Raw genomic sequence first — 23,547 nt, forward strand, 5'->3', positions numbered from 1 at the left:
GTGTCGTCACTCGGCGGCGTGTTTGTCGGCCAGATCGGCGGCAAAGTCGCAGATCGTCTTCAGCGCAGCAGCGAATCTTTCATCGTCGATCGTCATCGCGACACGGATGTGACCTGCGGCAGCAGTGCCAAAGCTCTCGCCCGGCATGACAGCAATCGCGTGGGCGTCGAGCAGAGCGTTGGCGAACCCTTCGCCACTAAGGCCGGTGGCCCGGATATCCAGCATCAGATACATTGCGCCTTGCGCGGGAACCAACCCGACGGCGCTCTGTGCATTGAGGATATCAATGGCAAGACTGCGCCGCCTCAGGAAGGGCGTAGCGACTTCCTCTTCCAACTCAATGCCCGCGTTCAATGCAAAGCTGGCCGCGTCCTGAATGAATCCTGGTACGCCATAGGTTGTATGGGTGGCAAGGTTGACCAGATGGGTGATCACGTCTTCTGGTCCAACGATCCAACCGCATCGCGACCCGGTCATGGCGTGCGATTTGGACATCGACCCGACGACCAGAGTGCGCTCTGCCATGCCGGGCAGTGTGCGAGGTGAAATATGCACGCCATCCCAGACCTGTGTGTCGTACACTTCATCTGAAATCAGCCAAAGGTCACGGTTACGGCAAACGTCGGCGATTCCTGTCAGTGTTTGGCGAGAATAGACGACCCCGGTGGGGTTGTTCGGAGAGTTGACCAGCAGCGACACCGCCTCATCGGCTGCTGCGTCGATCTGCTCGGCGCGTGGCTGAAAGCCGTCTTCGGCGGTCGTTTGGATCGACTGTGCCGTCGCGCCTGCAGCGCGGATCGTGCCGGGAAAAGTGGCATAGTAAGGGTCGAGATACAGGCCGACGTCACCGGGGTCGCACACTGCGACATGTGCGGCAAACAGGGCGGACTGACCGCCGGGAGTGATCAGCACATTGTTGCGTGTCGTTGGAACACCCGTGCGCGCCTGAAGCCGGGCGGCGACGGTATCGCGCAGCAAATCCGTGCCCGGGACCATGGCGTAGCCGGTATGGCCTTGCTGCGCCGAAAGGTTCATGGCGTTCAGAATCGACGGGTCGGTGCGAATATCGTGCTCACCAATGGTCAATTCGGTCACTGCGTGACCTTCGCTGATCATGCGGCGCGCGCGGTAAAATACATCCCATCCGTCACTGCTGCCCCCGGTCAGGTGAGTGATACGCTGCGACAATTTCATGACGCGCCCCCTTTGGTCGATTTCGCAGACAGGGCCAGAGCATTTGGCGAAAGTCAATCAGCTTCTTGGGGGCAGGGCGGCCTGAACCTTCTTGGTCAGAGATGACCGCACCAGATCGTAGGATGAGGTCAGGCGATGGCGCAGTTCATCCTCGTCACAATCGAAAGGCAGACGTATCCAGCTGCGGTGAAAATACGGGGCTTTTTCGCCAACACCCGCGTCTATCAGCATCAGGGCCGTTTCGATATCGGGAGTTTTCACGGATACGCCGTCATTGGCCGTCCCTATACAGGCGAACATCTTACCGCCGACCTTCCAGGCATCGTGCCCTCCGCCCCAGGGGTCGGACAGCTCGGCGCCGGGGAACGTTCGGCAGATGGAATTCACGTGTTCTCGGGTCATGTCCGGATGGTGCGCCGTGCGCCGCGAGAACTCAAGTCTTGGCATAACGGCTTGCCCGTGATACGTGAAACCTCATGAACCGGATGACTTGCATCATTATCTGCTGCATTACCTGCTGATTTATCAAGCGGGCCGGTTTCTTTCGTTTTCATCCCTGAGACAAGTTGCTAAGCCCGCGCCAACGCGCAAGCTTATGCTGTCTTTAGGAGCCGACCGATGACGACGATCAAACTGCACAACACACGGACGCGGACGAAAGAGGATTTCGTGCCGATTAGCTCCGACAATGTGCGGATGTATGTCTGCGGACCGACCGTCTACGACCGCGCCCATCTGGGCAATGCGCGCCCGGTAGTGGTATTTGACGTGCTCTACCGGCTGTTGCGCAATGTGTATGGCCCGGATCATGTGACTTATGTGCGCAATTTCACCGATGTCGACGACAAGATCAACGCGACCGCATTGGCACGGCAGAAGGCCGGGTCCGAGGGAACATTGGAGCAGTTGGTTCAGGACCGATCGGATGAAACCATCGGATGGTATCTTCACGACATGGGCGCTTTGGGCGCATTGGAGCCTAATGAGATGCCGCGCGCCACGCAGTATATCGCCCAGATGATCGCTATAATCGAAGATCTTATCGCAAAGGGCCACGCCTATGCGGCCGAGGGGCATGTGCTGTTCGCCGTGGATAGCTGGAAAGAGCAGTACGGCGCTCTGTCTGGCCGCTCCGTCGACGACATGATTGCTGGCGCACGGGTAGAAGTGGCGCCGTACAAGAAGAACCCGATGGATTTCGTGCTGTGGAAACCTTCGACGGACGAGCTGCCGGGGTGGGAATCACCCTGGGGTCGGGGTCGTCCGGGCTGGCATATCGAATGCTCGGCCATGAGCTACGAACTGCTCGGAGCGAGTTTCGATATCCATGGTGGCGGCAATGACCTGATGTTCCCGCATCATGAAAACGAGATCGCTCAGAGCCGTTGCGCTCATCCGCATGGCGAGTTCGCAAGGGTTTGGCTGCACAACGAGATGCTGCAGGTAGAGGGCAAGAAAATGTCCAAGTCACTGGGCAATTTCTTTACCGTGCACGACCTGCTGGAACAGGGCGTGCCAGGTGAGGTGATCCGCTTTGTCTTCCTGCAGACCCATTATCGCAAGCCGATGGACTGGACCGAGAAGAAGGCGCGCGAGGCCGAGGCAACACTGCGCAAATGGCAGGCGCTGACAGCGGGCATCGAGCCCGCCGCCAGCGCTGCACCCGCGGTTGTCGCTGCGCTGAGTGATGACCTGAACACGGCGGGCGCGTTGGCAGAGCTCTACCGTCTGGCGGCGGATGGAGATGTCGCCGGATTGTTGGCGAGCGCGCGGTTGTTGGGTCTGTTGACGCCCGAGATGGGGGCATGGGCGGATACCGCTTCGGTGGATCTGTCAGCGCATGCGGACCGATTGGCGGATGCCCGGGCCGTCGCGATGCAGAGCAAGGATTTCTCGGAAGTAGATCGCCTGAAAGCCGCGTATCTGGCCGCTGGCCTTGAGGTGCGCATGAGTAAGGACAGCGTTGAACTGGTGCCCGGTGCCGGTTTTGATGCGGCCAAACTGGAGTCGGTGTGATGACGAAAGAACGTCTCTACCTCTACGACACGACCTTGCGCGACGGGCAGCAGACGCAAGGCGTCCAGTTCTCGACCGCCGAAAAAGTGCAAATCGCGCAGGCATTGGATGAGCTGGGAGTCGACTATATCGAAGGCGGCTGGCCTGGGGCAAACCCGACAGACAGTGCGTTTTTCGAGGTTGCTCCCGGGACTTCGGCGCGCCTGACCGCATTCGGGATGACCAAACGGTCGGGCCGCTCGGCGGAGAACGACGATGTACTGGCCGCAGTGATGAACGCAGGCACGCGGGCGGTGTGTCTGGTGGGCAAGTCCCATGACTATCATGTCACCCATGCGCTTGGTATTTCGCTTGAAGAGAATGTCGAGAACGTTCGTGCCTCGGTCGCGCATATCGTGGCGCGGGGACGCGAGGCTCTGTTTGATGCCGAGCATTTCTTTGACGGCTATAAGGACAATCCGGGTTACGCGGTCGAGGTATGTCGTGCCGCGCTGGATGCCGGTGCGCGCTGGGTTGTTCTGTGCGACACAAACGGGGGCGCGTTGCCTGCAGAAGTGTCGCGGATCGTGTCTGAGGTGATCGCCGCAGGGCTGTCCGGAGATCGTCTGGGGATTCACACCCATAATGATACGGAAAACGCGGTAGCCTGCTCTCTGGCAGCGGTGGACGCAGGGGCCCGGCAAATTCAGGGCACGCTGAATGGGTTGGGGGAGCGTTGTGGTAATGCCAACCTAACGGCGTTGATCCCGACTTTGCTGCTGAAAGAGCCCTATGCATCGGCATTTGACGTCGGTGTCACTGCCGAGGCCTTGTCCGGTCTGACCCGCGTCAGCCGGATGCTGGACGATATTCTGAACCGGGTACCCAGCAAGCAATCGGCCTATGTCGGGGCGTCGGCATTCGCACATAAGGCTGGGCTGCACGCCAGTGCGATCCTTAAGGACCCGTCGACATATGAGCATGTCGATCCGGGCGCGGTCGGGAATGAACGGATCATCCCGATGTCGAACCAGGCGGGGCAGTCGAACCTGCGCAAGCGACTGACCGAGGCTGGATTGATTGTCGATATGGGCGATCCCGCGCTGGGACGCATTCTTGACCGGATCAAGCTGCGTGAGGCGGAAGGTTATTCTTATGACACTGCGCAGGCCAGTTTCGAACTGCTGGCGCGCGACGAACTGGGGCAGCTACCCGAGTTTTTCGAGGTCAAGCGCTACAAAGTCACGGTCGAGCGCCGCAAGAACAAGTACAACAAGATGGTCAGCCTGTCCGAGGCGGTTGTCGTCGTGAAGGTTGATGGCGAAAAGAAACTGTCGGTCAGTGAGTCTCTGGATCAGGACGGTAGCGACCGTGGCCCGGTCAACGCGTTGGCCAAGGCTCTGGCCAAGGACCTGGGACAATATTCGCGCGTACTGAACGATATGCATCTGGTCGACTTCAAGGTGCGCATAACGCAGGGCGGGACCGAGGCGGTGACCCGCGTCATTATCGACAGTGAAGACGGGCAGGGACGGCGCTGGTCGACAGTCGGCGTCAGCGCGAACATAGTTGATGCCTCGTTCGAGGCGCTGCTGGATGCGATTCAGTGGAAACTGGTACGGGACTGCGGGCCGCAGGCGGTGGTTGCCGAGTGACAGTGCAATTCGACGATGATGTGAAGGCCTGTGCGGCGTTGGTTCACCGGGCCGATCCGGATCGCTTCATGGCGGCGATGGCCGCACCGATCGCTGCGCGGTCAGTGCTGTTTCCGATTTATGCGATGAATGTCGAGGTCGCGCGTGCACCGTGGGTGACGCAGGAGGCGATGATCGCCGAGATGCGCCTGCAATGGTGGCGCGACGCGCTGCAGGAGATAGCCGAAGGGCAAACCGTGCGCCGGCATGAGGTCGTGACGCCCTTGTCACGGGTGATTTCCCCTCATCTGGCAGCTACGCTGGATGAATATGTGGCCGTAAGGCGCTGGGACATATACCGTGATCCGTTCGAAGACGAGTCACATTTCGAGGCCTACATCAACCACAGTTCAGCAAGCCTGATGGTGGCGTCCGCGCAGGCACTGGGCGCTGCGGACGAGACTGTACTGCGCGATTATGGCTATGCCGTAGGCGTTTCGAACTGGTTGCGAGCCATTCCCGATCTTGAATCTCGGGGTCGCATCCCGTTGCTGGACGGAACACCCGAGGGTGTTCGCAGCCTTGCCGCAAATGCACAGGATCGTTTGCAGCGTGCCCGGTTGAACTCGCATGCCGTGTCGGCGGAAGCCCGACCTGCTTTGTTTACGGGGTGGCAGGCCGATTGGGTCCTGCGTCAGGCGGTCGCGCGGCCTGAACGCGTTGCAGCGGGCGCGCTGGCACAAGGGGAAATCCGGCGAAGACTGTCACTGATGTGGGCAGCAGCCAGCGGGCGTTGGTAGACCTCAAATCGTTTCCGGTTCGCCTGGCCTGAGGACCAGCCACAAAAGCGCCCCTCCGGCCAGTGTCAACAGTGGGATCATGGCAAGGTTCACAGCTGTCCAGCCCTCGACCGGGGAACCTCCCGAACAGTTCATCAGACCGCCCGAGGCCAGCGACGCCAAGGTCACACCGCCAAATACCAGAAGGTCGTTCAGGCCCTGCATCCGTCCGCGTTCGTTTACGTCATGCGAAGCGGCCAGCATTGTCGTGGCACCGATAAAGCCAAAGTTCCAACCGATACCCAGCAAGATAAGCGCGACGAAGAAATTACCCAGATCGACCCCTTGCAGGGCGACGACTCCGGCTCCGCCCAGAATAGCCAGGCCAAGGGCCACGATTTTCTCAACGCCAAAGCGCGCGATCAACTGGCCGGTGAAAAAACTGGGGATGTACATGGCCAGAACGTGACCTGTCACGACATCTGCCGCGTCATTGGCTGAAAATCCGCAGCCGACCACGGCCAGCGGTGTGGACGTCATCACCAGATTCATCAGCGCGTAGGACACCATCGCGCAAATAATCGCCACTGCGATGCGCGGTGTTTTGAGCATTTCAAGACGGGTCCGGCCTTTGGGTGATCCTTCGACTGGCTTGGGGGGCGTCGGAATGTCGAGGAAAAAGAACAGTGCCGAGCCAAAGATGTTTACCGCGATTACGGCCAGATAAGTGCCGAGAAACGGGATGACATAGGCCTGCGCGGTCAGCTTGACGATCTGAGGGCCAATGATGGCCGCCGCCAGACCTCCGGCCATAACATATGAAATGGCTTTGGGTCGAAAGTCGTCGGACGCCGTGTCAGCCGCCGCGAACCGATAAAACCCGTGGGCGCTCATGTAGATGCCAGTCAGCAGGCTGCCCAGCAGAAAGACCGGAAAGGAACCCAGATAGAGCCCGTAGGCGCCGACTACACCGCCGCACGCGCCCGCTGTCGCTCCGACCAGAAATCCCGCGCGTCGGCCCCAACGTTGCATGATCGCCGAGACCGGCGTGGCCGCCAGCATAGAGCCGAGAACAATCAAAGAGATGGGCAGGGTGGCAAGGCAGGCGTTTGTAGCAAGCGACTGCCCCGCAAGCCCGCCGACGATAAAGATCATCGGCATCTGTGAGCCCAGCAAAGCCTGCGCCGCCACCAGAACGGCAACATTGCGCTTGGCCTGACTGTTATCGGGTGTGGCGGAGATCATCGTCATGCGCTCATGCGTATCTGCGAAATGCCAGCCATACAAGCGGGTTGCATCTGCGACAAAGCAACCTAACGTGCGTTCAACAGCAATTGCCGGAGCGCGCATGTCCGTCGGACGTATCATTGAAACACCAGACTGTGTTGCCGAGGGGGCCACATGGCTGGCCGGAACCTGCCCACGCATGGCCTATGCGATGGAACGGACCGGCCCGTTGCCCTTGCGCCGCCGTCCGGACGGGTTTGCTCAGCTTCTCAGCGCGATTGTCAGCCAGCAGGTCAGTGTGGCTTCGGCAAACGCGATCTGGAAGCGGTTGAAAGACGCAAAACTGACCGGTCCCCGCAAGATCATGTGGGCAACGGACGATGATCTGCGCGCCGTCGGGCTGAGCCGCCAGAAGATTCGGTATGCGCGCGCGCTGGCGGAAGCGCGCATTGATTACAAAGCATTACGCGACGTTCCTAACGAGGATGTCGTCGCCATACTGACCGAGGTGCCGGGCATCGGCGTCTGGACCGCCGAGATCTACGCAATGTTTTCGCTGGGCCGCGCCGATGTCATCGCGCCGGGTGATCTGGCCCTGCAAGAAGCAGTGCGCATACTTTATGACTTACCGAAACGCCCCACCGACAAGGAACTGCACCAGATGGCCGAGGCCTGGTCGCCGTGGCGGTCGGTTGCGGCCCGGGTGTTGTGGGCCTATTACCGGGTCGCAAAAGAACGAGAAGGGATCAGATGACACGGGTTTTGAATGCGCTCCGAAAAGAGCCGGTTTCGGGCGATACGCGCTCGGTCGTGGTGTTCGTGCACGGCTATGGTGCGAATGGGGCCGACCTGTTGGGGCTGGCTGATGTTCTGGGCGAACACCTACCTGACACACTGTTCGTGGCCCCCGATGCGCCCGAACAAATCCCCGGAATGCCCAACGGTTTCCAGTGGTTTCCGATCCCTTGGATCGACGGCTCGTCGGAGGAAGAAGCGCGTCGGGGCATGGAAATGGCGGTTGAGGATTTCAACGCGTTTCTCGACGCCCTGATGGTGGATGAGGACGTGCTGCCTGAGCAGGTGGTTCTGTTCGGGTTCTCGCAGGGCACAATGATGAGCCTGTATGTGGCTCCGCGCCGCGAAGACCCCGTGGCGGGGATCGTTGCATTCTCGGGCCGTTTGCTGGAACCGGACCTGCTGCCTGACGAAACGGTCAGCCGGATGCCGGTACTGCTGGTGCATGGTGACGCCGATGACGTGGTGCCGCCGCAATCGCTGCCCGAGGCGGCAGAGGCTTTGCAGGCGGCAGATTTCAAGGAAGTCTACGCCCATGTCATGAAGGGCACCGGCCACGGAATCGCGCCGGATGGCCTGAGTGTTGCGTTGGCCTTCATGCGTGACAAGCTAAGCCTGTAGCGATGATCACGGTTCGCCCCATGATGCGAGAGGATGTGGTACCGGCGTGCCAGATCCTCAACCAGATTATCGCGATCGGGGGTACGACTGCGCTCGAAGCGCCGTTTTCCCAAGCTCTGTTCGCGCAGAGCTTTCTGGAAGGGGCGGATAAGATTTGCTGCCACGTCGCTCTGGACGATCAGGGTGAGGTGGCCGGTTTCCAATGGCGGGGCGCGAACGATGCCTTGCCTGATAATTTTGGTGATATCGCCACTTATACGCGGCGCGAGCCTGCACTAAAAGGCGCGGGGCGAGCGCTGTTCGAGGAAACCTCTAAATTCGCCGCGGCTCTGGGATTAAGCGCAATCAACGCGACCATTCGGGCAGATAATCGGCAGGGTCTGAGTTACTACGACAAGATGGGGTTTCAGGATTACTCGGTGGCCTACGGTGTGGCGCTGCAGGACGGCACCCCGGTTGATCGAATCTCAAAACGTTTTGATCTGAGCATCGGGCGTTAATGCAGATCGCCGTAGGAACGGACACTGCCTAAACATAAAGTGCCGAAACACCAAAGGTTTAGCCGGTCCGGGTTATTCCCATAAATGCCCCTCGGCAAATTCGACCGAATTTCCGGAAGGGTCCCGCACGTAGAGCGATCGCGCGCCGTTGGGCCAGTCGAATTCCGCATCGATGGGAACGTTCCAGTCCAGCAGATGCTTGCGCATGACGTCGATCTGAGGACGTGTCAGAATCAGACAGACATGGCCCGGACCACGTGCACCATGGGGTGGCACCGGCAAGTCCGGGTTTCCCGGCGGTTTTTCGGTTTCCTCAGCGTTGAACAGTAACAATACCGACCCGCCCACACGGAAGAATACGTGTCGGTCCGCAACACTTTGGACTTTCTCCAGCGCCAGAACTTCTCCGTAAAACCGCTCTGCCGCGTCCAGGTCGTCGACGTAGAGAGCAGCTTCGAGAACGCCCGCGGGCGATGGTATATCTGGTGTAACCTTCATGCCCTAAGTCTATCACAACAGGGCGTTTTTGTCACCGGCGCGGGCGGCGGTCCCGTTTGCGTTGTGGCGCTGCATCCATCAGTGGCGCAGGCAGGCTGTCCCACTGACCCGGTTTCAGCCCGTCCAATGACCAGTCGCCGATCCGGGCCCGGATCAGACGCAGTGTCGGATGCCCTACTGCTGCCGTCATTCGCCGAACCTGACGGTTGCGGCCTTCGCGCAGCGTCAGTTCGATCCAACAGTCGGGAACCGTTTGCCTCACGCGGATCGGAGGCGTGCGCGGCCACAAACCCTCCGGCTCGTCCATTAACCTCGCCGTGGCGGGGCGGGTCATCCCGCCCTTCAACTCGACTCCGTCGCGCAGCGCATTCAGGGCGGCGGTATCTGGCAGACCTTCGATCTGGACCCAATAGGTCTTTGCCATCTTGTGCTTGGGATCGGAAACCTGCGCCTGCAGCCGTCCGTTATCGGTCAGCAGCATCAGCCCTTCGCTGTCCCGGTCCAACCGGCCAGCCGGATAGACACCGGGCAGGTCGATGAAATCCGACAATGTACTGCGCGGCGAATCCGCATTCGCGCGGTCGGTAAACTGCGGCAGCACGTTGAAGGGTTTGTTGAATCGGATGAACCAGCTCATGTGTTCGCCATAGCCCGAGGAACACGCTTTGCGCAACCTGTGGATAACTGTCACGATATTGTTACGAAATTGTTACGAAATCCGCTTAAGCAATACCCGAGATATTGTGGAAACTCAGGGCTTGTCAGAGTTTTAACACGATATATAGTTAAGTTAAGGCCGGGGCGGGTGTTCCCCGCTCTGATGTCAAAAACGGGCAGAGCAGAGCGAGGAGCGATTCTGGTATGGATGGAGACTTCAGAACCGAATTTGTCAGGGAACCCGGTGCGCTTAAGCATCATCCGGCATTGGTTTTGAACGCCGATTACCGCCCCTTGTCCTACTACCCATTGTCCCTGTGGCCGTGGCAAGAGGCTATAAAGGCAGCTTGGCTGGACAGGGTGGATATCGTGGCCGAGTACGACGAGGTCGTTCGAAGCCCGAGTACGGCGATACGAATACCGTCGGTCGTTGTCCTCAAAGACTATGTAAAACCCAGAAAGCGCGTGGCCTTCACGCGCTTTAATTTATTTTTGAGGGATGAATTCCGCTGTCAGTACTGCGGTAGCCGCGGGGACCTGACTTTTGATCATGTCGTACCCCGGGCCGCGGGCGGCGTGACAAGCTGGCAGAACGTCGTGGCTGCGTGTAGCCCCTGCAACCTTCGCAAAGGGTCGAAATCCTTGCGGCAGGCGGGGATGAATCTGCGAAAACCTCCACGACAACCGGATGCCGAAGCGTTGCGGAATATTGGGCGTAAGTTCCCGCCGAACCATCTGCATGACAGCTGGATCGACTTCCTGTATTGGGATGCGGAACTGGACGAACTCTGAGGCCTATCGGGCGCGCCACGCGGCGAGCCAGACCAGAACCAGGACACCCGACAGAACAGCGTTCCACCCGGCCATGGACAGGCCAAGCATTTCCCACGGAATCTCATCGCAGCGCACCAGCGGCGCATTCATGATCTGATCCATCAGTTCCTGCGACGAAAGCCCTCCGATATCACCGGAGGTGCAGGTCGAAGGGCCTTCCCACCAATTTTGCTCGACTCCTGCATGAAACACGCCAAAAGCCGCAGTCGTTAATGCCGCAAGGGCGCCGAGAAGGGGCAATAGCACCTGTCGGGGCAGGGCAAGTGCCATTGCCCCAATCAGGATGGCCGCGCCATGAGGGTAACGCTGCCAGATGCACATTTTACAGGGCGCCAGGCCGCCAATGTACTGAAATCCCCACGCGCCCAGCAAAAGCGCCGCCGAGCCGCAGGTGGCGATCAGAACAAGCAAGTTTCTACGTGTCATAGGTATCTCACCACAAGGAACCCGCCGAACAGCAGGACGATGAACAGTGTAAACATAAGGCCCAGACGCTTTTCAATGAAGGCCCGGATCGGTTCGCCAAAGCCCCAAAGCAGCCCTGCAACCACGAAGAACCGCAAGGCCCGAGCCAGGATCGACGTTGCAATGAAGGTTGCCAGCGGCATCCCGGTCCATCCGGACATGATGGTGATGACCTTGTACGGAAACGGAGTAACTCCGGCGCCCAGCACGGCCCAGAAGCCGAAGTCGTTGAACCTGGTGTTGAACTCTTCCATGGCATGCGCCTTGCCCATGGATTCGAGAATGGGTTGGCCCACACTTTCATAAAAGAACGCACCGATTGCATATCCCAGCAAGCCACCAAGAACCGAAGCAACCAGAGCAACAGTTGCAATCAGCCACGCACGCGACGGACGGGCCAGAATCATCGGAATCATCAGCACGTCCGGGGGGATCGGAAAAAACGAGCTTTCGATGAAAGCCACAACGGCCAGCGCCCACAGGGCATGCGGATGTTCGGCCAGACGGATGGTCCAGTCATAGAGCGATCGCAACATAAAGTACTAAAATCCCGTTCTCATGCAGGGCAAGCCAAATCATGCGACTGCAGAACCGTCAACCATTGCGGTGAAAACAAACTGTAATTGGGTTGGTTTTTGCCTCTGGACCTTCCTGGTCATGAACGCTAATCCAGTGTTCGTGGCCCAAGTGGCGGAATGGTAGACGCAGGGGATTCAAAATCCCCCGGTAGTGATACCGTGCCGGTTCGAGTCCGGCCTTGGGTACCAAAGTAAAAACAGAGGGTTAGGGGAACCTGCTCTCTGTTTTTTCTTTTCGGGCATTTTGGCTGCTCACACTACTAACTCACACTTTCACGTTCTGGTCTTGTTCTGTTCCCGCCTCAGATTCGACGGGTTTGGGCGGCCTTGGAAAGGCGTCGGCGGTCGGCCTTGCGACGATAGTACGCGACCATTTCGGCGCTCTGGTTGGTGACGGCCTGAATTTCAGCATCCGAACACCCGGCCTCTGCTAACCGGATAATCGCCAGCTTTCGCAGCCCGTGCAAAACAAACGGTTTAGCCTTGGGTCCCAGATCTTTGCGCCAGGCACGAAATGCCTTTTCCACCGCATTGTAACCCAGCGGTTGGCTGAGGTTCTTTGCCAGCACGTGTTTGCCGGTTTTGGGCAGGGTTGCCACATAATCGCGAAGATCACTCGGGCAGTAAGTTTCGAACAGTTCGTTTGACTTTTCGTCGAGAACATCCATCCACTCGCCCCGGAACTGTTTGTGTTCCATTTGAATGGCGGCGTTGGGGCGCTGACCAGTGCCGAGAATAAGTTCGGCCGCGATGCGCACGGTATCCGGGGCGTCTGCCAGCTTTGCGACCATCCACTCGGGCCACGGCTCGAATTCGCGCTGCTTGCCGAAGTGTTCGATTCCGGCAGCGGGATTCGGACCCAAAGGCCAATCCAGTTTGTTGGCAGCGTAATTCCACAAAAGACTGACGGTTTGCAGGCGCTTATCGGCCTTTCTTGGTGTGTCGGCCAGCGCGTCATGCACCTTGCGCAATCCCTGCCGCGTGGTGCGACGTACATCTTTGGCCGAATTCTTCAACAGCAGATCATCCATAGAGCGCCGGTAAGAGCTTTTTGTCCCGTCGCTCAGCTTGGATTGAATGCGTTTGTCGGTACGCCATGCTTCGACCAGAGATTGCCATGTGTATTTCTCGGTCTTTTGCTGCTTTTCGTGTCGGCCAGCCTGGCACGCCCAATAGAGCGTATCCAACTCTTTCGGGTCACCCTTCCACTTGAGTAGAATCACCCGTTGTTTCGGCTTGCCGTTCTCGGTCCATGTGATCCGGTAATAGGGTTGCCAAACCTCTTTCGACTTGTTGAATTTCCAGACAAGCCGGGGCTTTACGATCCGAGGTTTAGGCGGGCGGGTCATACTTCAATTTCATCCTCTGGGCGGGCAGCGTCGCCGTTTGCGATCGCGCACAAATCCTGCACGTTCCAGCGCTCTAGGCCGCCAGCCAATGTCTTTGGGGGTGGCAATGCGCCATTGTCCACCAATTCTCGGAACTCTTTGGCGGTCATATCCAACAGCTTAGCCGCGGTTTGTTCTTTGGCAAACAATGGGTGGTTCATAGCGGTCACTTCTACGGTTTTCCGTCGGCCGGGTTTCCCTTACCGGACCTGAGTGTAAGTCCGAGCTTCTTGGCGTCCTTGTAGATGGTGGCCTTGTCCACGCATAAGACGCGGCTCATATCGCTGGCCGTCATCCCTCGGCCGTGGCATTCGCGGACCTTGTTGCGGCGTTTCGCTATCTCGCCCATCCGGTCGATCTGTTCCGGATCAGCGGTTACCGTGGCCGTGCGGATCAGGTGTTCGCCCCGCCAATCCTGTGTCTCGTACCGGGTCATGGGGTGGGGGCTTTCGGGTTTTCTCCCTCGTGTACTGCCTTGTTAAAGGAAATAACCGCATCCCAAGGCGAATATCCAAAACCCGCGATACCATCTTGGATGTTTTCACCCCAGAGAACGCACCACATATTGCCATCACGAAAAGGGACCAGTCCTAGCACACTTACAAGGTTGAATTCCTCGTTTTCTACTGCTGCGGAAAGCAACGATTGCGCCGCTTCTCTTCTCATGTTGATGTATGTTTCGTCTTGCATCTCACTCTCCTTTCCCGGTGTCGGCCTGTAGGGCGGTGCGGGCGATGAAGCGCATTTGCTCGGCCCTACGTCTCTGCCAGTCTTCTTCACTAAGACCGAGCGTGATGGGTTGCCCGGACGGATACTCGTAGATTTCCGTCAACGTCCCCTCCAACTCAGCTATCCGCTTCTGCTGGGCGGTGAGGGCGTCGGCTGCTTGCTCACGTTCCTCGTCACATGCTGAGAGAATGCTTTCGAAAATGTCTCGTGGATAACTGCCGCCTCTGTTCGATGCCACCAGCCTGCGGATGTAATCCCACCGCTGCATGTTCTCGTCAGAATTAGCGGGTTTACGAAGGCCCTCTACCAGCTTGTCGATATCCTCTGGCGTATGGGTCATGACTGGTCACCGCATGCGCATTCGTCCAAGTGCTCTTCACATTCGACACAGTGGTTTTCACACCAGTTGCATGGCGCATTACCCGCATTGCAGTGGCACCCGAGCGGATTACCTGTCGGGTCATCACCCACGTAAATCACTTTTTCTGTCTGTTGGCTGTGAAGTCGACTAAGCTCTTTGCTTGCGTCCTTTGCTGTCTCCCGGAGCGTCTTGGCAAATCTGTAATCTTCGCTTGTGCGGGCGCGATTGGATATCCACGACTCAGCACGCTCAAGAAGGCTAATAGCGTCGTCAATTCTGCGCGTTTCCATCACTCTCCCTCCGATAGGGCGCGCAGGGCGGTGTCTATTTGCGAAATCCGGGAACGCAATAAGCCGTCAAGGTAAGGACCGTTCCCGAATGAATTCTCTAGGGTGATTTTTTCGTCCAGAAGCCTGTTCTTGTCTGCCTCAGCTACCGTAACGGGATTGTCGCTCTGGTCGGTGGGGGCTGGGGTGTTTGTAAGACAATTATTCACTACCTCATAAACAGCTCCAACAAGTGCTTTACTCACGGGTCTAATATCATACCCCTGCGGATTAATTTCTTCGGCTACGGGGTAGGAAATTAGCCTCTGCACTGATTTAAGCGCTTGCTGCGCTTTCCGCAGTTCGTCGTCATACTTGGCAATCGTCATGGCGTCCGTGTCGCCGGGGGTGAGGGCGGAGAGGATGCGGCTCTGATGGTAGATTTGCGCCGCGCTTTTGGCCCTCTCCAAAGAGCAAAAGAAAGTTACCTTCCCGTCATCGTCTCGAATTGGCCAATTGCAAAAATAAACAACGAATTTGTCTCCGGTGATGTATTTGGATTCGTCGACAAGCATCATCCCGGCTTCATCACATCGCCATATGTGAGACCAAGTAGTTTTAAACTCCAACGGCTTCACCGCAATCCCTTCCCGGCTCACAGAGGGGGACAGGTCGGCGCGGGTGTTCACGCGGTGATCATGCGCAATCTCAATCGCGTTGCAGAACCACCCAAGCATTAAGTCCTCATCGACGGGGATACCCCTGTTCAGGACCTGTTCTGTAAATGCTTGGGCCCATTTTGCGCCACTGTCTTCAAGTTTGTTTGGTTGAAATTGATCGCTCATTGGGTTGTCTCCGAAGTACCGCCAGCAATATGAACTTTTGCGTCAGTTTCTGATTGGGCCATGTTGCCGAGAAACATTCCCAGCATCTCAAAACGGGTGTCATCTCCGGCATTCGCGAATGCCTCACGGGCCTCTTTCGGTGCCAGCATGTCTGGGTTGCAGCATGAGAAGTCAGGACAGCATTCGCCTTCCGATCTGTCGCCATCGTGGCGGGTGTTGTCGTGATTGAATGGGTTGTGCCAAGGGCGGCCAGCAACCCATTCTGAAAGCTGGTATTCGCAAGCCTGTCGATATGTGGTGAGTTCAGGTGCCTCAGTCATTCCGATACTCCCTGCTTGAGCGCCTCTTTGTCGGCCTTCTCGCGCAATCCATTGACTGCTGCCGACCGGCATGAAATCCGCATCTCATTGATCCAATCTGCGGCGTCTCTGAGCCCTTGCAGGCGTCCGCGCTGTTCGGCTTGCTTGGCGTCGTACTCAGCCCATGCGATTGCATCCTTTCTGTTGTCGGCAATCAGTTTGACCAATGTTTCGGTAAGCTGTGCCGCTGCAAAACCGGGGGCGTCTTCACCGCCCATGATGGCAAGTGCGAGTTCTGCTCTGTCGTTCTCCAACTCAGCTACACGGGCTGAGAGGGCGGCGTATTCGGAGTAGGCGACAAAATCACCCTCGCTGTCCAAAACGATCCCGTTACTAAAACCAAGTCCACTTGCGTTGCGGCTGCTCGAATACCGCTGAACCGCGTCCTTACCGTTATCCATCTCTCCTACCTCCATTGCCCCTGTTGCCCCCGGTGTGTTTACGCTGGCCCATGGCGTCCGGGGGGTGTTGAGGGAGAGGGCCGGGGTGTTCATGCGAAGAACTCCTCAACCATCTTGATCCGGTCGAAGATGTACTGGCCGCTGTTGACGGCCCATGAGTTGCCAAGCGCTTTGTAACGAGGCCCGTCTGGGCATTTCTCGGCAGGCTTTCCGCGCCACTCGATCTGGGTCCAGCCATCGGGGAAGCCCATCAGGCGCTCGCATTCCGTGGGTGTGAGACGACGGACGGCCCAAGGTGTGGCCACGTAGCTGCGGCTAGATCCACCTGAGGCAGCGCGAATGTTTGCCGTGTCGTGCGGTCCCTCTGGCATCGCACCGCCTTCGCGGCCGCGCATGTCGAATGCCACCGCCGCATGCCCACCCGCGTTCTGGTGGCTGTGGTGGTGTCCCATCGATCGCAGGGGTGGGTGTGATCCGTCCTCGGAATACTGAACCTCGGTGCCCTTGCAGTCGAAGGCCACGGGCACAATCGGCGTGCCGCGTCCTGTTCCGTCTTCGCTGGCGTCGAAGCCTTCACCGCGTAGGGAATGAGCAACGACAGCGGACAAATCGGCCTCCGGCAATGCTCCTTTGCGCTCCCTGCCTGACAGCCAGGGAGCGGCGTCGTGAGATGTTATCAGCGTGTCTTGATCTTCCCGATGGCTGAGCTGGGCCTGTGCGCGCAGAGAATGCGCTGTACCCGGGACTAATCCACCGTCGCAGTCGAAGTCTGCTCCGAGCCCGCCACCGCCTGTAGGGCATGCGCTAATTGTGGGGGCAACTTCTTTCCCCGCTTCGCGGCGCGGCGGAGGATTCCGGCGCAGGCTTTCGGCGTCAAGTAGAACCGCGGCGGCACGGGTCCAGTCTCCAAGATATCCGACAAAGAACAAACGGTCCCGTCGTTGTGGGACAGCGCGTGCGAAGCCCGGTGTTTGGATGTATTCAGCGTCAAGAGAGATGAACCCGCCATGATAGCCGAGTTCTGCCGCTCCGGCCACGAAGCACCAAAGCGCATGGTCTTCGACACTTGTGTATTCGTCAGTAACCACGATTTCTTCCCCGTCTCCGGGTCCGTTGTCACCGTCCAGGTCGATTGCCGGCGGACTCTGATCGGGAGCCTTGTGGGAAAGCGCTGATAGAACACCGGGGACGTTCTCCCAGACCAGCCACCGGGGGCGATATCGTTCAGCAATTGCAAGATACGTGAGGGCGAGGTTTCCCCGCGGGTCAGCAAGGCCCTTTCGAAGTCCTGCGATTGAGAACGACTGACAGGGGGTTCCTCCGCAGAGAACATCGATGTTTGCATCTGGCCACTCCTTGAACTTGGTCATGTCCCCGAGATTGATGGCGTCGGGAAAGCGCGCTTTCAGAACCGCGCAGGGGAAGGGCTCGATTTCAGACTGGTAACACCAGTCGATCCACGGGGACGCGCGTTCCGGGGCACCTATGCCGCTGCAGACAGACATGCCGATCATCCCGCCTCCTGGTCGATGTTCTGGGGGTGGAGAACGGACACATCGATCGCGTAGACCGCGACGGGTCCGCGTCCGAAATGTTCATGTGTGATTGTGCGCTCGCTGAAACCGCGCCAGGCACGGCGCAGACGGCGGGACATGTCGCTCTTGGCCGGATAGCCGCGGGTGAGTTCGATATAGGCGTATTCGCGGTCCACAAGGCGCTTGGCCCAGTAGGGCGAGACCTTGCGGAACTCTTCCGGTTTCTCGCCCGCTTTGATCTGGTCGAAATAGGTGCCCATTAACGGGATGTAGAGGACGGGGAGGGTCATGCGGCCTCTCCCATGCAGTCGATGTTCTCCTGATGGACGGTGAAGGTGTAGGCGGCGACCCAAGGGTTTGCTTCAAATCCAAAGCCTCGATCGGCATTCAGGCCGTCCCAAAGGTTTTTGAAGGAATCGCGCGGCCCTTTCAGCGGTGCCATCCGGTGTTCAGTTCCGTTCGGCCCCTTCATGATCTGCGGGTCAGCCTCATCGAAGAATGGGCTGCAGCCTTCCGCAATTGCATCCTCTTCGCTGATGTCCCGCAGCAGCTGCACCCGGACGTCGGTCACGGTCAGGGACAGGCGAGATGCCCAACGGGGTAGGAAAATGCTGGGGCGGGATTTCCCCCACGCCCAAACGGGATTCCGGTGATAGCCTGTTGCCTCGAAATCGATCTTGTCGAAATCATCCATCACGAGGGACGGTTTCAGGTGGTCCCACTTTTGCAGGGTGCGCCATGTCTCTCGGACCCAGAGGCGATCCCCGACGGCATAGGGCACTTTGAAAGGGTTCGACCCGTACCCCATACCGCCAATCAGTGCCCATTGTTTCTTTCCAACTCGTTCAGCGCGCCATCCGGTAAACTCTGGGTTCGCACCTTCCTTCATTTCGGGCTGAGGGTTCAGAATTCGCCGCGTCTGGGTTTTGCGCCCGTCGAGCAATGCCCGCACCATCGGGCCGGAGAATAGAATAGGATGGTCGGTCATGACTGTTCCCCCATCAGAGCAGCGGGGAAGCCGTTGTGTTCGCACCACTCGATCTTGGTTTGCTGGGTCATCGGTTGACCTCCGGTTCCGGAAGGGCAAAATGCTTGTCACCTTCGGACAGCCAGCATTTAACGTGGGGCGGAATTTTCTTGATCTTGTGCGTCTCGGCAAACTCACGAGCTGCCGTGACACCTTTGTTGTCGCGATGGACATCCCGCATATGTTGAAGGACGCCAACACCGCTCTTGAACCGCCGTTTGCAACGTGGGCAGCGGGTCTTTTGAGACTTGCTCCGGTCAACTTTCCGTTGCGGATACAGGATTTCGTAGGCCTGCTCAGGGCTGTCGATCCACGACTGATTGTCCAAGTAGAATTGAAGTGCGGCTCCTTCGCCCATCCGTCTCTCTCCATGTTCCCCCTTCCCGCCACTCACTACGGGAAGGGGCGCTCGGCGGGATTGCTGGGCGTTCAGTCTTTGTTGCATTCGGGAAACCCAAAGGTGTCGATCATTACGCCACCTCTGAGAACAACAATCCGCTTGGTGTCGTGGGCGGGACCGTTCACAAACCATTGGCCGAGCGCGGGGTTGCCCAGGTAATTGGCGAAGTCTCGTTGAATTGCGGGTGAAGCCATTTCGCCCTTGTATTTTAGGGCGTGAAACCCAAGGCGGGCTTTTCGAGACAGGCAAACGTTTGCGTGGCTGAGGAACACGTTGCAGGCAGATAGGCACCGCCCGCGAATTTCTACGGCTTCGACACGGTCACGCATTTGAACATAGTCTCGAACATATCCGCCGCGGGCCCACGAAGAGCCGGGTTCGATCACAAGCCGTTCGGCCTGAACCGGCGCGGTCAGCATGGCTATTGCGGAAATACGGGCAATGGTTTTCATGGCTTCCTCCTGTCGCCCTCTGCCGTTCATGAAGTCCGACAAAGGGCTTTCATTCGGTTGTCGGGTTAAATGCGGGACAGGCGCTCAGCTTCTTCCAGCGCCCACTTTGCGGCCGTATCAAGTTCGATAAGCTTTTGGTCGAGGTTCTCGATCAACGTTGTCGGCTCGGCTTGATCCAACATGGCCGCGTTCTTTGGATCCGGTCCGAAAACCCGATCTCCAGTGTGCATCGTCAGTTCAGCGGCATTGCGAACAACAGCGGCGATCATCGAAAGTTTCTCGATCCGCTGCATCAGAATGTTGTCGCTGTACACGGCGTCTAAGGCTTTGGTGTCGCTATCAAGCATGGGGGTTCCTTTCTGTGTTGTTCAGCGGGGGCGGGATTTGAACCCGCGATTTGACCGACCTGACTGGCCCCGCTTGGCTCCGTTGGTCCCGCTTGTAAGTGGCCGGGATGATCCACTCGGAGTTTCCTTTCGTGGGTCAGATGATTTTGCCGTCGGGGATCACGACAAGACCGGCCATGATCCATCGGGACATTGTTGCTTGCTGGGCGCGCATGACCTGGTGCCAGAAGGCAGACGGGTAGAGGCGCGCTATCTCCATGCCACGCGGATCGACACCGGCCAGAAGGTCGTGACAAAGCCTGCAGCCAGCGGCCACGAATACGTCACTGACTTTTGTGCTGGTGCCTTTGCCGATCGATCCCTCTACATGGCATCCGACAACGGTTTCCTGCGGTTCGCACGGTAGGCCAATGAAACTAGCCAAGCGCAGTTCGCACGGCATGTTCGCGCACTCGGCCATAAGCGCGTCAGACCGGACCTTGGGCAGCATGTTCGGGTTGACGATCATGTTCATGGCCGACCACCCAATCCGCAGTAACCACGGCGTTCTTGTTTAACCCCGTATTTCTCTGGGGATTTCATGACGTTGTTGACGGCTTTGTTGTGGAAGTTCTTGGCGGGTTTCCCCTTTCCGTCTTCCTGAGCCAGACACGCCATTTCCCGCTGTATCGCCGCTTTGAAGCTGGGCTCCGATGCCGAAGGGGGTAGGGTGCGATACAAGGCGCATTCTTCACCCATACACTTGGCTTGCAGGTCTTTGACGCCAAAGGTGCGGGCGAGGGGGCAGAGCTTTTCGGTAATCATGCGATCACCTGCAAACCGAAGGCCACCACGCCAAGGGCAACAGACAGGATCAAAGAAATCTTGGCAGTATTGTCTTTGTCTCTGTTCGCGATGTTCTGCCCCATCGTCGATGCGAAGAGCCAAGACAAAGCAAACATGATGGCAGCGGCAAAGTGCAGTGCGACAGTAATCATGCCCCGGCCTCCGAGTTCAGTTTGGATTGCCGTTTGAACCCGGCCAGCCAATGCGCCTTCTGTACGAGCTGATCATCGTCATAGGGACAATCAGCGACCGCCTTTCCGTCGTTGGCAGCGGAAACGCCCTCTGCAAACTCAAGTTCCGACGGGTCAATATCGGGCTCATCTTGGACATCCTCTTCTGGGGGGAGGATTTCACCGTCGATGGGCTGGCCGGGTTCCTGCTCGGGCGTTTCCGCCTCTTCAGTATTCTGTTGCTGCAAACGCTGGGCGAGGTTCGGTTTCACCTCGGGGGTGACGTCGCGGATCGGTTCAGGTTGATCCTGTTCCGTCATGATCCGATCCATGTCTTCGGTGGACATGGGTAGACGCTTGCACAAGTTGCGGATGACCGTTTTCAAGGCCATCTGATCGTACCATTTTTCCCAGATACCAGTGGGGTTGTCGCTTTTCTGGTTGGCGCTGGCCTTGCGGCGCTTTTCTATCTCAGCGCGGGACATGGGCTGGAACTCGACGGTTCCGTCCGTCAGCTTTGCCACCGCATAGGCACCACGGATCTCGCCACCGCGCTCCATGGCGTCCAGACGGCTACCGTCTTCGTTGACGTGGTTCCATTTGCGCTCGCCGTCTTCAACCCAGACCTCAAGGGTTTCGCCCTCATAGACGACTTCGGCCCAGAGCGAAGCTACCTTGCCGGTGTTGCGGGCTACCTTCACCAGACCCGCCACCATGGGCATTGCCTGCGCCTCACCTTTGAAGGGGACAATGGCGGCTTCACGTCCGTCAGGGACAAGACCAGCACCGGCCAGAGTGCGGACGGCTTTGAAAACCGAGGCGGGTTTGCAGTTCAGAATGCCGGGGTTGTCGGTAACAGCCACAACCGCCGCATTCTTGAACGCCTTGAAAGGTACGCTGTCGGGCAGGGCCAGTTCGCCGGCCGTTTGCAGCTTGTCCAGGTCCTGCTTGAACCGGACAACGGGGTGGAGTTGGCTCTGGGTGGCGGGTGCGTTCATTGTGTCCTCTCGGCGTTGTCTGGGTGTTTTGGGTTTGGGGTTGCTGCGCAGATCAGGCCTCGACGACACCGCACGGTGAGGTCTCGGAATTGCCTGGAAAGCATGAAACTCGGATGCTGGGGCTTGCCGTTATCCATGACGTACTCACCGTCTAGAACCGCATCGACCAACTGGTGGATGTTGAGGCTGGGGCCGGGTAGGAACTTGCGCTCAGACACTTGGCAACTCCCCGTTTGCCTGCATGTCGGACAAGCGTTCAGTCATTGAAGGGGGGTATTCGTATGTCAGCAGTTCAGCGCCAGCACCGGGCCAATCACCAGTGTCCATCCCGTGCTTGATCTTGTTCAGACCATCGCGGATCAGCACCCGAGCCCAATAGAGGGTGTCAGCCTCAACAATGGCTGGGATAACGTCATAGGGTTCGGCGGTCTGACACATGACCAATCCGCATTTCTGCGCGGACATCCCGAAAACATGCTCGGAACCCATAAGCCCTAGCGCCATCTGCAGAGGGTAGCCGTGGTCTGTGATGGCACGGATAGCCGAAAGACGCAGGTTCTTGCTTTTGGGTGCGAAGGTCTTGAGGTCGCCGAAATCGTATCCGTTAGTAGGAATGCAATCGACGCGGCTTTTTAGCCAAAGCCCGGTAATGTCATCCTGCCAGATCATTGAAACCTCAATCAGTTTTGGATCGGACTTCAAAATCTCGACCGCCAGAGGGTTGGCGTTCAGGTTCTCGGCCATCCAGAAAATCTTCTGAACCTGTTCCTCTTTGAGCATCAGGCGACCGGCGGCCTTCTTTTCGAACTCGGTCCAGTATTCGCCGCCCTCAAGGGCTGCATCCGACCATTTGCCGTCGCGCTCAAAGTTAGCGATCTGGGTTTTCGTCGGGCGCTTCGGTGCATCCTTCGGGACGTAGATGAAATGCTCGTCAAAGACTTCATCACCCAGGACCAGCGAGTGCGCGGCTTTACCTAGGATCAGGCTGTCGCTGTCCTCTTTCTTGGGGTAGCGGTTCGGATTGCCGTAGAATGTCTTCCAGAACGCATGGGGGCTTTCCAGCGCGGCTTTGCGGATGCCGGTCGAACTAACCGACGGGCCGGGACAAACCTCTTGCGAGTGATACCAATTCATCGACATGCGGTAAGCACCGGGCTCGGTTACTTGCTGGCCGTCAGGGATATCGGTGATCAAAAGGCTCATAGTGTTTCCGTGCGAAAAGAGGCGGGCGGTCTATCTTGGGGATGGAAGCCGCCCGCCAGTGATGCGCCGGGGAGGGGACAGTAAATTCCCCGACACGAGGCCTCAGAAGGGCAGGTTTGCCCAAATCAGGGTGCCGACACCGGCAAGTACAAAGGCGATCAAAACGCGCGTAAGGGCTGTCAGAAGGGCTTTTGTGGCGTCCCGATAGTCCTGCCAAATCACGTCATCGTTCACGTCTTCAAACGGTGTCCGAAATTCTTGAGAGCGGCCCCCGCAGGAGGAGGAAAGGGGGCCGCTCTCTGACGCGCAATGGGAGGTCTGCGCGCGATCCGACCGGAAAGGTTTGGAGTGAGTGGCGGCTTTGCCGTTGATCCGGTCGGGGTTAAGGGAAGATGCGATGTGGGTCATTGCTCATCCCCCGAATTCAGCTTGCCTTTAGCAAGGGTCAGAATGATGGCGGATGT

At 58.2% G+C, this 23,547-nt stretch carries 34 protein-coding genes and 1 tRNA gene; 8 read left to right on the forward strand and 27 right to left on the reverse strand.

Translation table 11 applies throughout. The annotated features are described in order from the left end of the window. Positions 1–6 precede the first annotated feature (6 nt). Positions 7–1,194: a pyridoxal phosphate-dependent aminotransferase gene (locus GOX66_RS04170; RefSeq protein ID WP_170759878.1), complete on the reverse strand. Its 1,188-nt coding sequence runs from the start codon at positions 1,192–1,194 to the stop codon at positions 7–9. Between the two features lie 57 nt (positions 1,195–1,251). After that, positions 1,252–1,596, reverse strand: a complete 345-nt coding sequence (locus GOX66_RS04175; RefSeq protein ID WP_170760111.1) for an MmcQ/YjbR family DNA-binding protein — start codon at positions 1,594–1,596, stop codon at positions 1,252–1,254. A 216-nt stretch (positions 1,597–1,812) separates the two neighbouring features. On the opposite strand from GOX66_RS04175, the gene cysS reads away from it, so the two are divergent. Genes cysS through GOX66_RS04190 form a run of 3 tightly spaced genes read left to right on the forward strand, consistent with a single transcriptional unit; the run spans position 1,813 to position 5,623 of the window. Then, positions 1,813–3,210 carry a cysteine--tRNA ligase gene (cysS, locus tag GOX66_RS04180; protein ID WP_170759881.1) on the forward strand — a complete coding sequence of 466 codons (1,398 nt, stop codon included), beginning with the start codon at positions 1,813–1,815 and terminating at the stop codon, positions 3,208–3,210. Then, positions 3,210–4,844: a citramalate synthase gene (gene cimA / locus GOX66_RS04185; protein ID WP_170759882.1), complete on the forward strand. Its 1,635-nt coding sequence runs from the start codon at positions 3,210–3,212 to the stop codon at positions 4,842–4,844. The genes cysS and cimA overlap by 1 nt, the downstream gene beginning before the upstream one ends. 2 nt (positions 4,845–4,846) lie before the next feature. Then, on the forward strand, positions 4,847–5,623 hold the full coding sequence (locus GOX66_RS04190) for a squalene/phytoene synthase family protein (RefSeq protein ID WP_170760112.1): 777 nt from the start codon (positions 4,847–4,849) through the stop codon (positions 5,621–5,623). Between the two features lie 3 nt (positions 5,624–5,626). On the opposite strand, the gene GOX66_RS04195 is transcribed toward GOX66_RS04190, so the two are convergent. Then, complete coding sequence (locus GOX66_RS04195) at positions 5,627–6,853, reverse strand: MFS transporter (protein ID WP_170760113.1); 1,227 nt, start codon at positions 6,851–6,853, stop codon at positions 5,627–5,629. Positions 6,854–6,950: 97 nt separating this feature from the next. On the opposite strand from GOX66_RS04195, the gene GOX66_RS04200 reads away from it, so the two are divergent. Genes GOX66_RS04200 through GOX66_RS04210 form a run of 3 tightly spaced genes read left to right on the forward strand, consistent with a single transcriptional unit; the run spans position 6,951 to position 8,745 of the window. After that, entirely contained in the window at positions 6,951–7,583 is a 633-nt protein-coding gene (locus GOX66_RS04200) for a DNA-3-methyladenine glycosylase family protein (protein ID WP_170759883.1), read from the forward strand. Next, a complete protein-coding gene (locus tag GOX66_RS04205) occupies positions 7,580–8,245 on the forward strand; it encodes an alpha/beta hydrolase (RefSeq protein WP_170759884.1) in 666 nt (221 codons plus the stop codon). The genes GOX66_RS04200 and GOX66_RS04205 overlap by 4 nt, the downstream gene beginning before the upstream one ends. Positions 8,246–8,265: 20 nt before the next feature. Next, on the forward strand, positions 8,266–8,745 hold the full coding sequence (locus GOX66_RS04210) for a GNAT family N-acetyltransferase (RefSeq protein ID WP_170759885.1): 480 nt from the start codon (positions 8,266–8,268) through the stop codon (positions 8,743–8,745). Positions 8,746–8,817: 72 nt separating this feature from the next. On the opposite strand, the gene GOX66_RS04215 is transcribed toward GOX66_RS04210, so the two are convergent. Both GOX66_RS04215 and GOX66_RS04220 read right to left on the reverse strand, forming a co-directional pair. Beyond that, the gene (locus tag GOX66_RS04215) at positions 8,818–9,243 is read right to left on the reverse strand and encodes a VOC family protein (RefSeq protein WP_170759898.1); all 426 of its coding nucleotides are present in this window, start codon (positions 9,241–9,243) and stop codon (positions 8,818–8,820) included. Between the two features lie 31 nt (positions 9,244–9,274). Beyond that, positions 9,275–9,880, reverse strand: a complete 606-nt coding sequence (locus GOX66_RS04220; protein ID WP_170759900.1) for a pseudouridine synthase — start codon at positions 9,878–9,880, stop codon at positions 9,275–9,277. Between the two features lie 224 nt (positions 9,881–10,104). Here GOX66_RS04220 and GOX66_RS04225 point away from each other — a divergent pair, with 224 nt between their 5' ends. Beyond that, complete coding sequence (locus GOX66_RS04225) at positions 10,105–10,692, forward strand: HNH endonuclease (protein ID WP_170759902.1); 588 nt, start codon at positions 10,105–10,107, stop codon at positions 10,690–10,692. 3 nt (positions 10,693–10,695) lie between these two features. Here the strand turns inward: GOX66_RS04225 and GOX66_RS04230 are convergent, their stop codons facing one another. Both GOX66_RS04230 and GOX66_RS04235 read right to left on the reverse strand, forming a co-directional pair. Then, the gene (locus tag GOX66_RS04230; protein ID WP_170759904.1) at positions 10,696–11,160 is read right to left on the reverse strand and encodes a disulfide bond formation protein B; all 465 of its coding nucleotides are present in this window, start codon (positions 11,158–11,160) and stop codon (positions 10,696–10,698) included. Further along, positions 11,157–11,735, reverse strand: coding sequence for a YqaA family protein (locus GOX66_RS04235; protein ID WP_170759905.1), 579 nt, complete (start codon positions 11,733–11,735; stop codon positions 11,157–11,159). Before GOX66_RS04235 ends, GOX66_RS04230 begins: the two co-directional genes overlap by 4 nt. 145 nt (positions 11,736–11,880) lie before the next feature. On the opposite strand from GOX66_RS04235, the gene GOX66_RS04240 reads away from it, so the two are divergent. After that, positions 11,881–11,966: transfer RNA gene (locus GOX66_RS04240), tRNA-Leu, on the forward strand. A gap of 113 nt (positions 11,967–12,079) precedes the next feature. Here GOX66_RS04240 and GOX66_RS04245 read toward each other — a convergent pair. The 20 genes from GOX66_RS04245 to GOX66_RS04340 all read right to left on the reverse strand — a co-directional run bounded on the left by GOX66_RS04245 (position 12,080) and on the right by GOX66_RS04340 (position 23,491). Beyond that, the gene (locus GOX66_RS04245; protein WP_170759907.1) at positions 12,080–13,126 is read right to left on the reverse strand and encodes a tyrosine-type recombinase/integrase; all 1,047 of its coding nucleotides are present in this window, start codon (positions 13,124–13,126) and stop codon (positions 12,080–12,082) included. Further along, complete coding sequence (locus tag GOX66_RS04250; protein WP_170759909.1) at positions 13,123–13,326, reverse strand: hypothetical protein; 204 nt, start codon at positions 13,324–13,326, stop codon at positions 13,123–13,125. Before GOX66_RS04250 ends, GOX66_RS04245 begins: the two co-directional genes overlap by 4 nt. An 11-nt stretch (positions 13,327–13,337) precedes the next feature. Further along, positions 13,338–13,601: a hypothetical protein gene (locus GOX66_RS04255; RefSeq protein ID WP_170759911.1), complete on the reverse strand. Its 264-nt coding sequence runs from the start codon at positions 13,599–13,601 to the stop codon at positions 13,338–13,340. After that, positions 13,598–13,855, reverse strand: coding sequence for a hypothetical protein (locus tag GOX66_RS04260; protein ID WP_170759913.1), 258 nt, complete (start codon positions 13,853–13,855; stop codon positions 13,598–13,600). Before GOX66_RS04260 ends, GOX66_RS04255 begins: the two co-directional genes overlap by 4 nt. A 1-nt stretch (position 13,856) precedes the next feature. Continuing rightward, positions 13,857–14,234 (reverse strand): hypothetical protein, encoded by a 378-nt coding sequence (locus tag GOX66_RS04265; RefSeq protein WP_170759915.1) that lies wholly within the window; start codon positions 14,232–14,234, stop codon positions 13,857–13,859. A gap of 310 nt (positions 14,235–14,544) precedes the next feature. Continuing rightward, positions 14,545–15,366: a hypothetical protein gene (locus GOX66_RS04270; RefSeq protein WP_170759917.1), complete on the reverse strand. Its 822-nt coding sequence runs from the start codon at positions 15,364–15,366 to the stop codon at positions 14,545–14,547. Next, positions 15,363–15,686 carry a hypothetical protein gene (locus tag GOX66_RS04275; protein WP_170759919.1) on the reverse strand — a complete coding sequence of 108 codons (324 nt, stop codon included), beginning with the start codon at positions 15,684–15,686 and terminating at the stop codon, positions 15,363–15,365. The genes GOX66_RS04270 and GOX66_RS04275 overlap by 4 nt, the downstream gene beginning before the upstream one ends. Beyond that, on the reverse strand, positions 15,683–16,219 hold the full coding sequence (locus tag GOX66_RS04280; RefSeq protein WP_170759921.1) for a hypothetical protein: 537 nt from the start codon (positions 16,217–16,219) through the stop codon (positions 15,683–15,685). The genes GOX66_RS04275 and GOX66_RS04280 overlap by 4 nt, the downstream gene beginning before the upstream one ends. Beyond that, positions 16,216–17,631, reverse strand: a complete 1,416-nt coding sequence (locus GOX66_RS04285) for a DNA cytosine methyltransferase (protein WP_214652561.1) — start codon at positions 17,629–17,631, stop codon at positions 16,216–16,218. Before GOX66_RS04285 ends, GOX66_RS04280 begins: the two co-directional genes overlap by 4 nt. A gap of 5 nt (positions 17,632–17,636) precedes the next feature. Further along, on the reverse strand, positions 17,637–17,951 hold the full coding sequence (locus GOX66_RS04290) for an ASCH domain-containing protein (RefSeq protein ID WP_170759925.1): 315 nt from the start codon (positions 17,949–17,951) through the stop codon (positions 17,637–17,639). After that, positions 17,948–18,649 (reverse strand): hypothetical protein, encoded by a 702-nt coding sequence (locus tag GOX66_RS04295; protein WP_170759927.1) that lies wholly within the window; start codon positions 18,647–18,649, stop codon positions 17,948–17,950. The genes GOX66_RS04290 and GOX66_RS04295 overlap by 4 nt, the downstream gene beginning before the upstream one ends. Before the next feature lie 67 nt (positions 18,650–18,716). Then, positions 18,717–19,046, reverse strand: a complete 330-nt coding sequence (locus tag GOX66_RS04300; protein WP_170759929.1) for a hypothetical protein — start codon at positions 19,044–19,046, stop codon at positions 18,717–18,719. Positions 19,047–19,117: 71 nt separating this feature from the next. Continuing rightward, the gene (locus tag GOX66_RS04305; RefSeq protein WP_170759931.1) at positions 19,118–19,540 is read right to left on the reverse strand and encodes a hypothetical protein; all 423 of its coding nucleotides are present in this window, start codon (positions 19,538–19,540) and stop codon (positions 19,118–19,120) included. A gap of 65 nt (positions 19,541–19,605) precedes the next feature. Beyond that, positions 19,606–19,887, reverse strand: coding sequence for a hypothetical protein (locus GOX66_RS04310; protein WP_170759933.1), 282 nt, complete (start codon positions 19,885–19,887; stop codon positions 19,606–19,608). A 136-nt stretch (positions 19,888–20,023) separates the two neighbouring features. Beyond that, entirely contained in the window at positions 20,024–20,401 is a 378-nt protein-coding gene (locus GOX66_RS04315) for a hypothetical protein (protein WP_170759934.1), read from the reverse strand. Next, positions 20,398–20,691 carry a hypothetical protein gene (locus GOX66_RS04320; RefSeq protein WP_170759936.1) on the reverse strand — a complete coding sequence of 98 codons (294 nt, stop codon included), beginning with the start codon at positions 20,689–20,691 and terminating at the stop codon, positions 20,398–20,400. The genes GOX66_RS04315 and GOX66_RS04320 overlap by 4 nt, the downstream gene beginning before the upstream one ends. Next, the gene (locus tag GOX66_RS04325; protein ID WP_170759938.1) at positions 20,688–20,864 is read right to left on the reverse strand and encodes a hypothetical protein; all 177 of its coding nucleotides are present in this window, start codon (positions 20,862–20,864) and stop codon (positions 20,688–20,690) included. The genes GOX66_RS04320 and GOX66_RS04325 overlap by 4 nt, the downstream gene beginning before the upstream one ends. Continuing rightward, a complete protein-coding gene (locus GOX66_RS04330) occupies positions 20,861–21,880 on the reverse strand; it encodes a recombinase RecT (RefSeq protein ID WP_170759940.1) in 1,020 nt (339 codons plus the stop codon). The genes GOX66_RS04325 and GOX66_RS04330 overlap by 4 nt, the downstream gene beginning before the upstream one ends. A 210-nt stretch (positions 21,881–22,090) precedes the next feature. Next, positions 22,091–23,083, reverse strand: coding sequence for a PD-(D/E)XK nuclease-like domain-containing protein (locus GOX66_RS04335; protein ID WP_170759942.1), 993 nt, complete (start codon positions 23,081–23,083; stop codon positions 22,091–22,093). A gap of 102 nt (positions 23,084–23,185) precedes the next feature. Beyond that, the gene (locus GOX66_RS04340) at positions 23,186–23,491 is read right to left on the reverse strand and encodes a hypothetical protein (RefSeq protein WP_170759943.1); all 306 of its coding nucleotides are present in this window, start codon (positions 23,489–23,491) and stop codon (positions 23,186–23,188) included. Positions 23,492–23,547 lie beyond the last annotated feature (56 nt).

Origin of the sequence: Ruegeria lacuscaerulensis (assembly GCF_013031245.1) — a bacterium.
GTDB classification, from domain to species: domain Bacteria; phylum Pseudomonadota; class Alphaproteobacteria; order Rhodobacterales; family Rhodobacteraceae; genus Ruegeria; species Ruegeria lacuscaerulensis_C.

Bases quoted from the DNA above. Each gene is read 5' to 3' on its own strand.
- GOX66_RS04170 (WP_170759878.1), bottom strand. From the start codon at position 1,194: ATGAAATTGTCGCAGCGTATCACTCACCTGACCGGGGGCAGCAGTGAC.
- GOX66_RS04175 (WP_170760111.1), bottom strand. From the start codon at position 1,596: ATGACCCGAGAACACGTGAATTCCATCTGCCGAACGTTCCCCGGCGCC.
- cysS (WP_170759881.1), top strand. From the start codon at position 1,813: ATGACGACGATCAAACTGCACAACACACGGACGCGGACGAAAGAGGAT.
- cimA (WP_170759882.1), top strand. From the start codon at position 3,210: ATGACGAAAGAACGTCTCTACCTCTACGACACGACCTTGCGCGACGGG.
- GOX66_RS04195 (WP_170760113.1), bottom strand. From the start codon at position 6,853: ATGACGATGATCTCCGCCACACCCGATAACAGTCAGGCCAAGCGCAAT.
- GOX66_RS04200 (WP_170759883.1), top strand. From the start codon at position 6,951: ATGTCCGTCGGACGTATCATTGAAACACCAGACTGTGTTGCCGAGGGG.
- GOX66_RS04205 (WP_170759884.1), top strand. From the start codon at position 7,580: ATGACACGGGTTTTGAATGCGCTCCGAAAAGAGCCGGTTTCGGGCGAT.
- GOX66_RS04210 (WP_170759885.1), top strand. From the start codon at position 8,266: ATGATGCGAGAGGATGTGGTACCGGCGTGCCAGATCCTCAACCAGATT.
- GOX66_RS04215 (WP_170759898.1), bottom strand. From the start codon at position 9,243: ATGAAGGTTACACCAGATATACCATCGCCCGCGGGCGTTCTCGAAGCT.
- GOX66_RS04220 (WP_170759900.1), bottom strand. From the start codon at position 9,880: ATGAGCTGGTTCATCCGATTCAACAAACCCTTCAACGTGCTGCCGCAG.
- GOX66_RS04225 (WP_170759902.1), top strand. From the start codon at position 10,105: ATGGATGGAGACTTCAGAACCGAATTTGTCAGGGAACCCGGTGCGCTT.
- GOX66_RS04230 (WP_170759904.1), bottom strand. From the start codon at position 11,160: ATGACACGTAGAAACTTGCTTGTTCTGATCGCCACCTGCGGCTCGGCG.
- GOX66_RS04235 (WP_170759905.1), bottom strand. From the start codon at position 11,735: ATGTTGCGATCGCTCTATGACTGGACCATCCGTCTGGCCGAACATCCG.
- GOX66_RS04245 (WP_170759907.1), bottom strand. From the start codon at position 13,126: ATGACCCGCCCGCCTAAACCTCGGATCGTAAAGCCCCGGCTTGTCTGG.
- GOX66_RS04250 (WP_170759909.1), bottom strand. From the start codon at position 13,326: ATGAACCACCCATTGTTTGCCAAAGAACAAACCGCGGCTAAGCTGTTG.
- GOX66_RS04255 (WP_170759911.1), bottom strand. From the start codon at position 13,601: ATGACCCGGTACGAGACACAGGATTGGCGGGGCGAACACCTGATCCGC.
- GOX66_RS04260 (WP_170759913.1), bottom strand. From the start codon at position 13,855: ATGCAAGACGAAACATACATCAACATGAGAAGAGAAGCGGCGCAATCG.
- GOX66_RS04265 (WP_170759915.1), bottom strand. From the start codon at position 14,234: ATGACCCATACGCCAGAGGATATCGACAAGCTGGTAGAGGGCCTTCGT.
- GOX66_RS04270 (WP_170759917.1), bottom strand. From the start codon at position 15,366: ATGAGCGATCAATTTCAACCAAACAAACTTGAAGACAGTGGCGCAAAA.
- GOX66_RS04275 (WP_170759919.1), bottom strand. From the start codon at position 15,686: ATGACTGAGGCACCTGAACTCACCACATATCGACAGGCTTGCGAATAC.
- GOX66_RS04280 (WP_170759921.1), bottom strand. From the start codon at position 16,219: ATGAACACCCCGGCCCTCTCCCTCAACACCCCCCGGACGCCATGGGCC.
- GOX66_RS04285 (WP_214652561.1), bottom strand. From the start codon at position 17,631: ATGTCTGTCTGCAGCGGCATAGGTGCCCCGGAACGCGCGTCCCCGTGG.
- GOX66_RS04290 (WP_170759925.1), bottom strand. From the start codon at position 17,951: ATGACCCTCCCCGTCCTCTACATCCCGTTAATGGGCACCTATTTCGAC.
- GOX66_RS04295 (WP_170759927.1), bottom strand. From the start codon at position 18,649: ATGACCGACCATCCTATTCTATTCTCCGGCCCGATGGTGCGGGCATTG.
- GOX66_RS04300 (WP_170759929.1), bottom strand. From the start codon at position 19,046: ATGGGCGAAGGAGCCGCACTTCAATTCTACTTGGACAATCAGTCGTGG.
- GOX66_RS04305 (WP_170759931.1), bottom strand. From the start codon at position 19,540: ATGAAAACCATTGCCCGTATTTCCGCAATAGCCATGCTGACCGCGCCG.
- GOX66_RS04310 (WP_170759933.1), bottom strand. From the start codon at position 19,887: ATGCTTGATAGCGACACCAAAGCCTTAGACGCCGTGTACAGCGACAAC.
- GOX66_RS04315 (WP_170759934.1), bottom strand. From the start codon at position 20,401: ATGAACATGATCGTCAACCCGAACATGCTGCCCAAGGTCCGGTCTGAC.
- GOX66_RS04320 (WP_170759936.1), bottom strand. From the start codon at position 20,691: ATGATTACCGAAAAGCTCTGCCCCCTCGCCCGCACCTTTGGCGTCAAA.
- GOX66_RS04325 (WP_170759938.1), bottom strand. From the start codon at position 20,864: ATGATTACTGTCGCACTGCACTTTGCCGCTGCCATCATGTTTGCTTTG.
- GOX66_RS04330 (WP_170759940.1), bottom strand. From the start codon at position 21,880: ATGAACGCACCCGCCACCCAGAGCCAACTCCACCCCGTTGTCCGGTTC.
- GOX66_RS04335 (WP_170759942.1), bottom strand. From the start codon at position 23,083: ATGAGCCTTTTGATCACCGATATCCCTGACGGCCAGCAAGTAACCGAG.
- GOX66_RS04340 (WP_170759943.1), bottom strand. From the start codon at position 23,491: ATGACCCACATCGCATCTTCCCTTAACCCCGACCGGATCAACGGCAAA.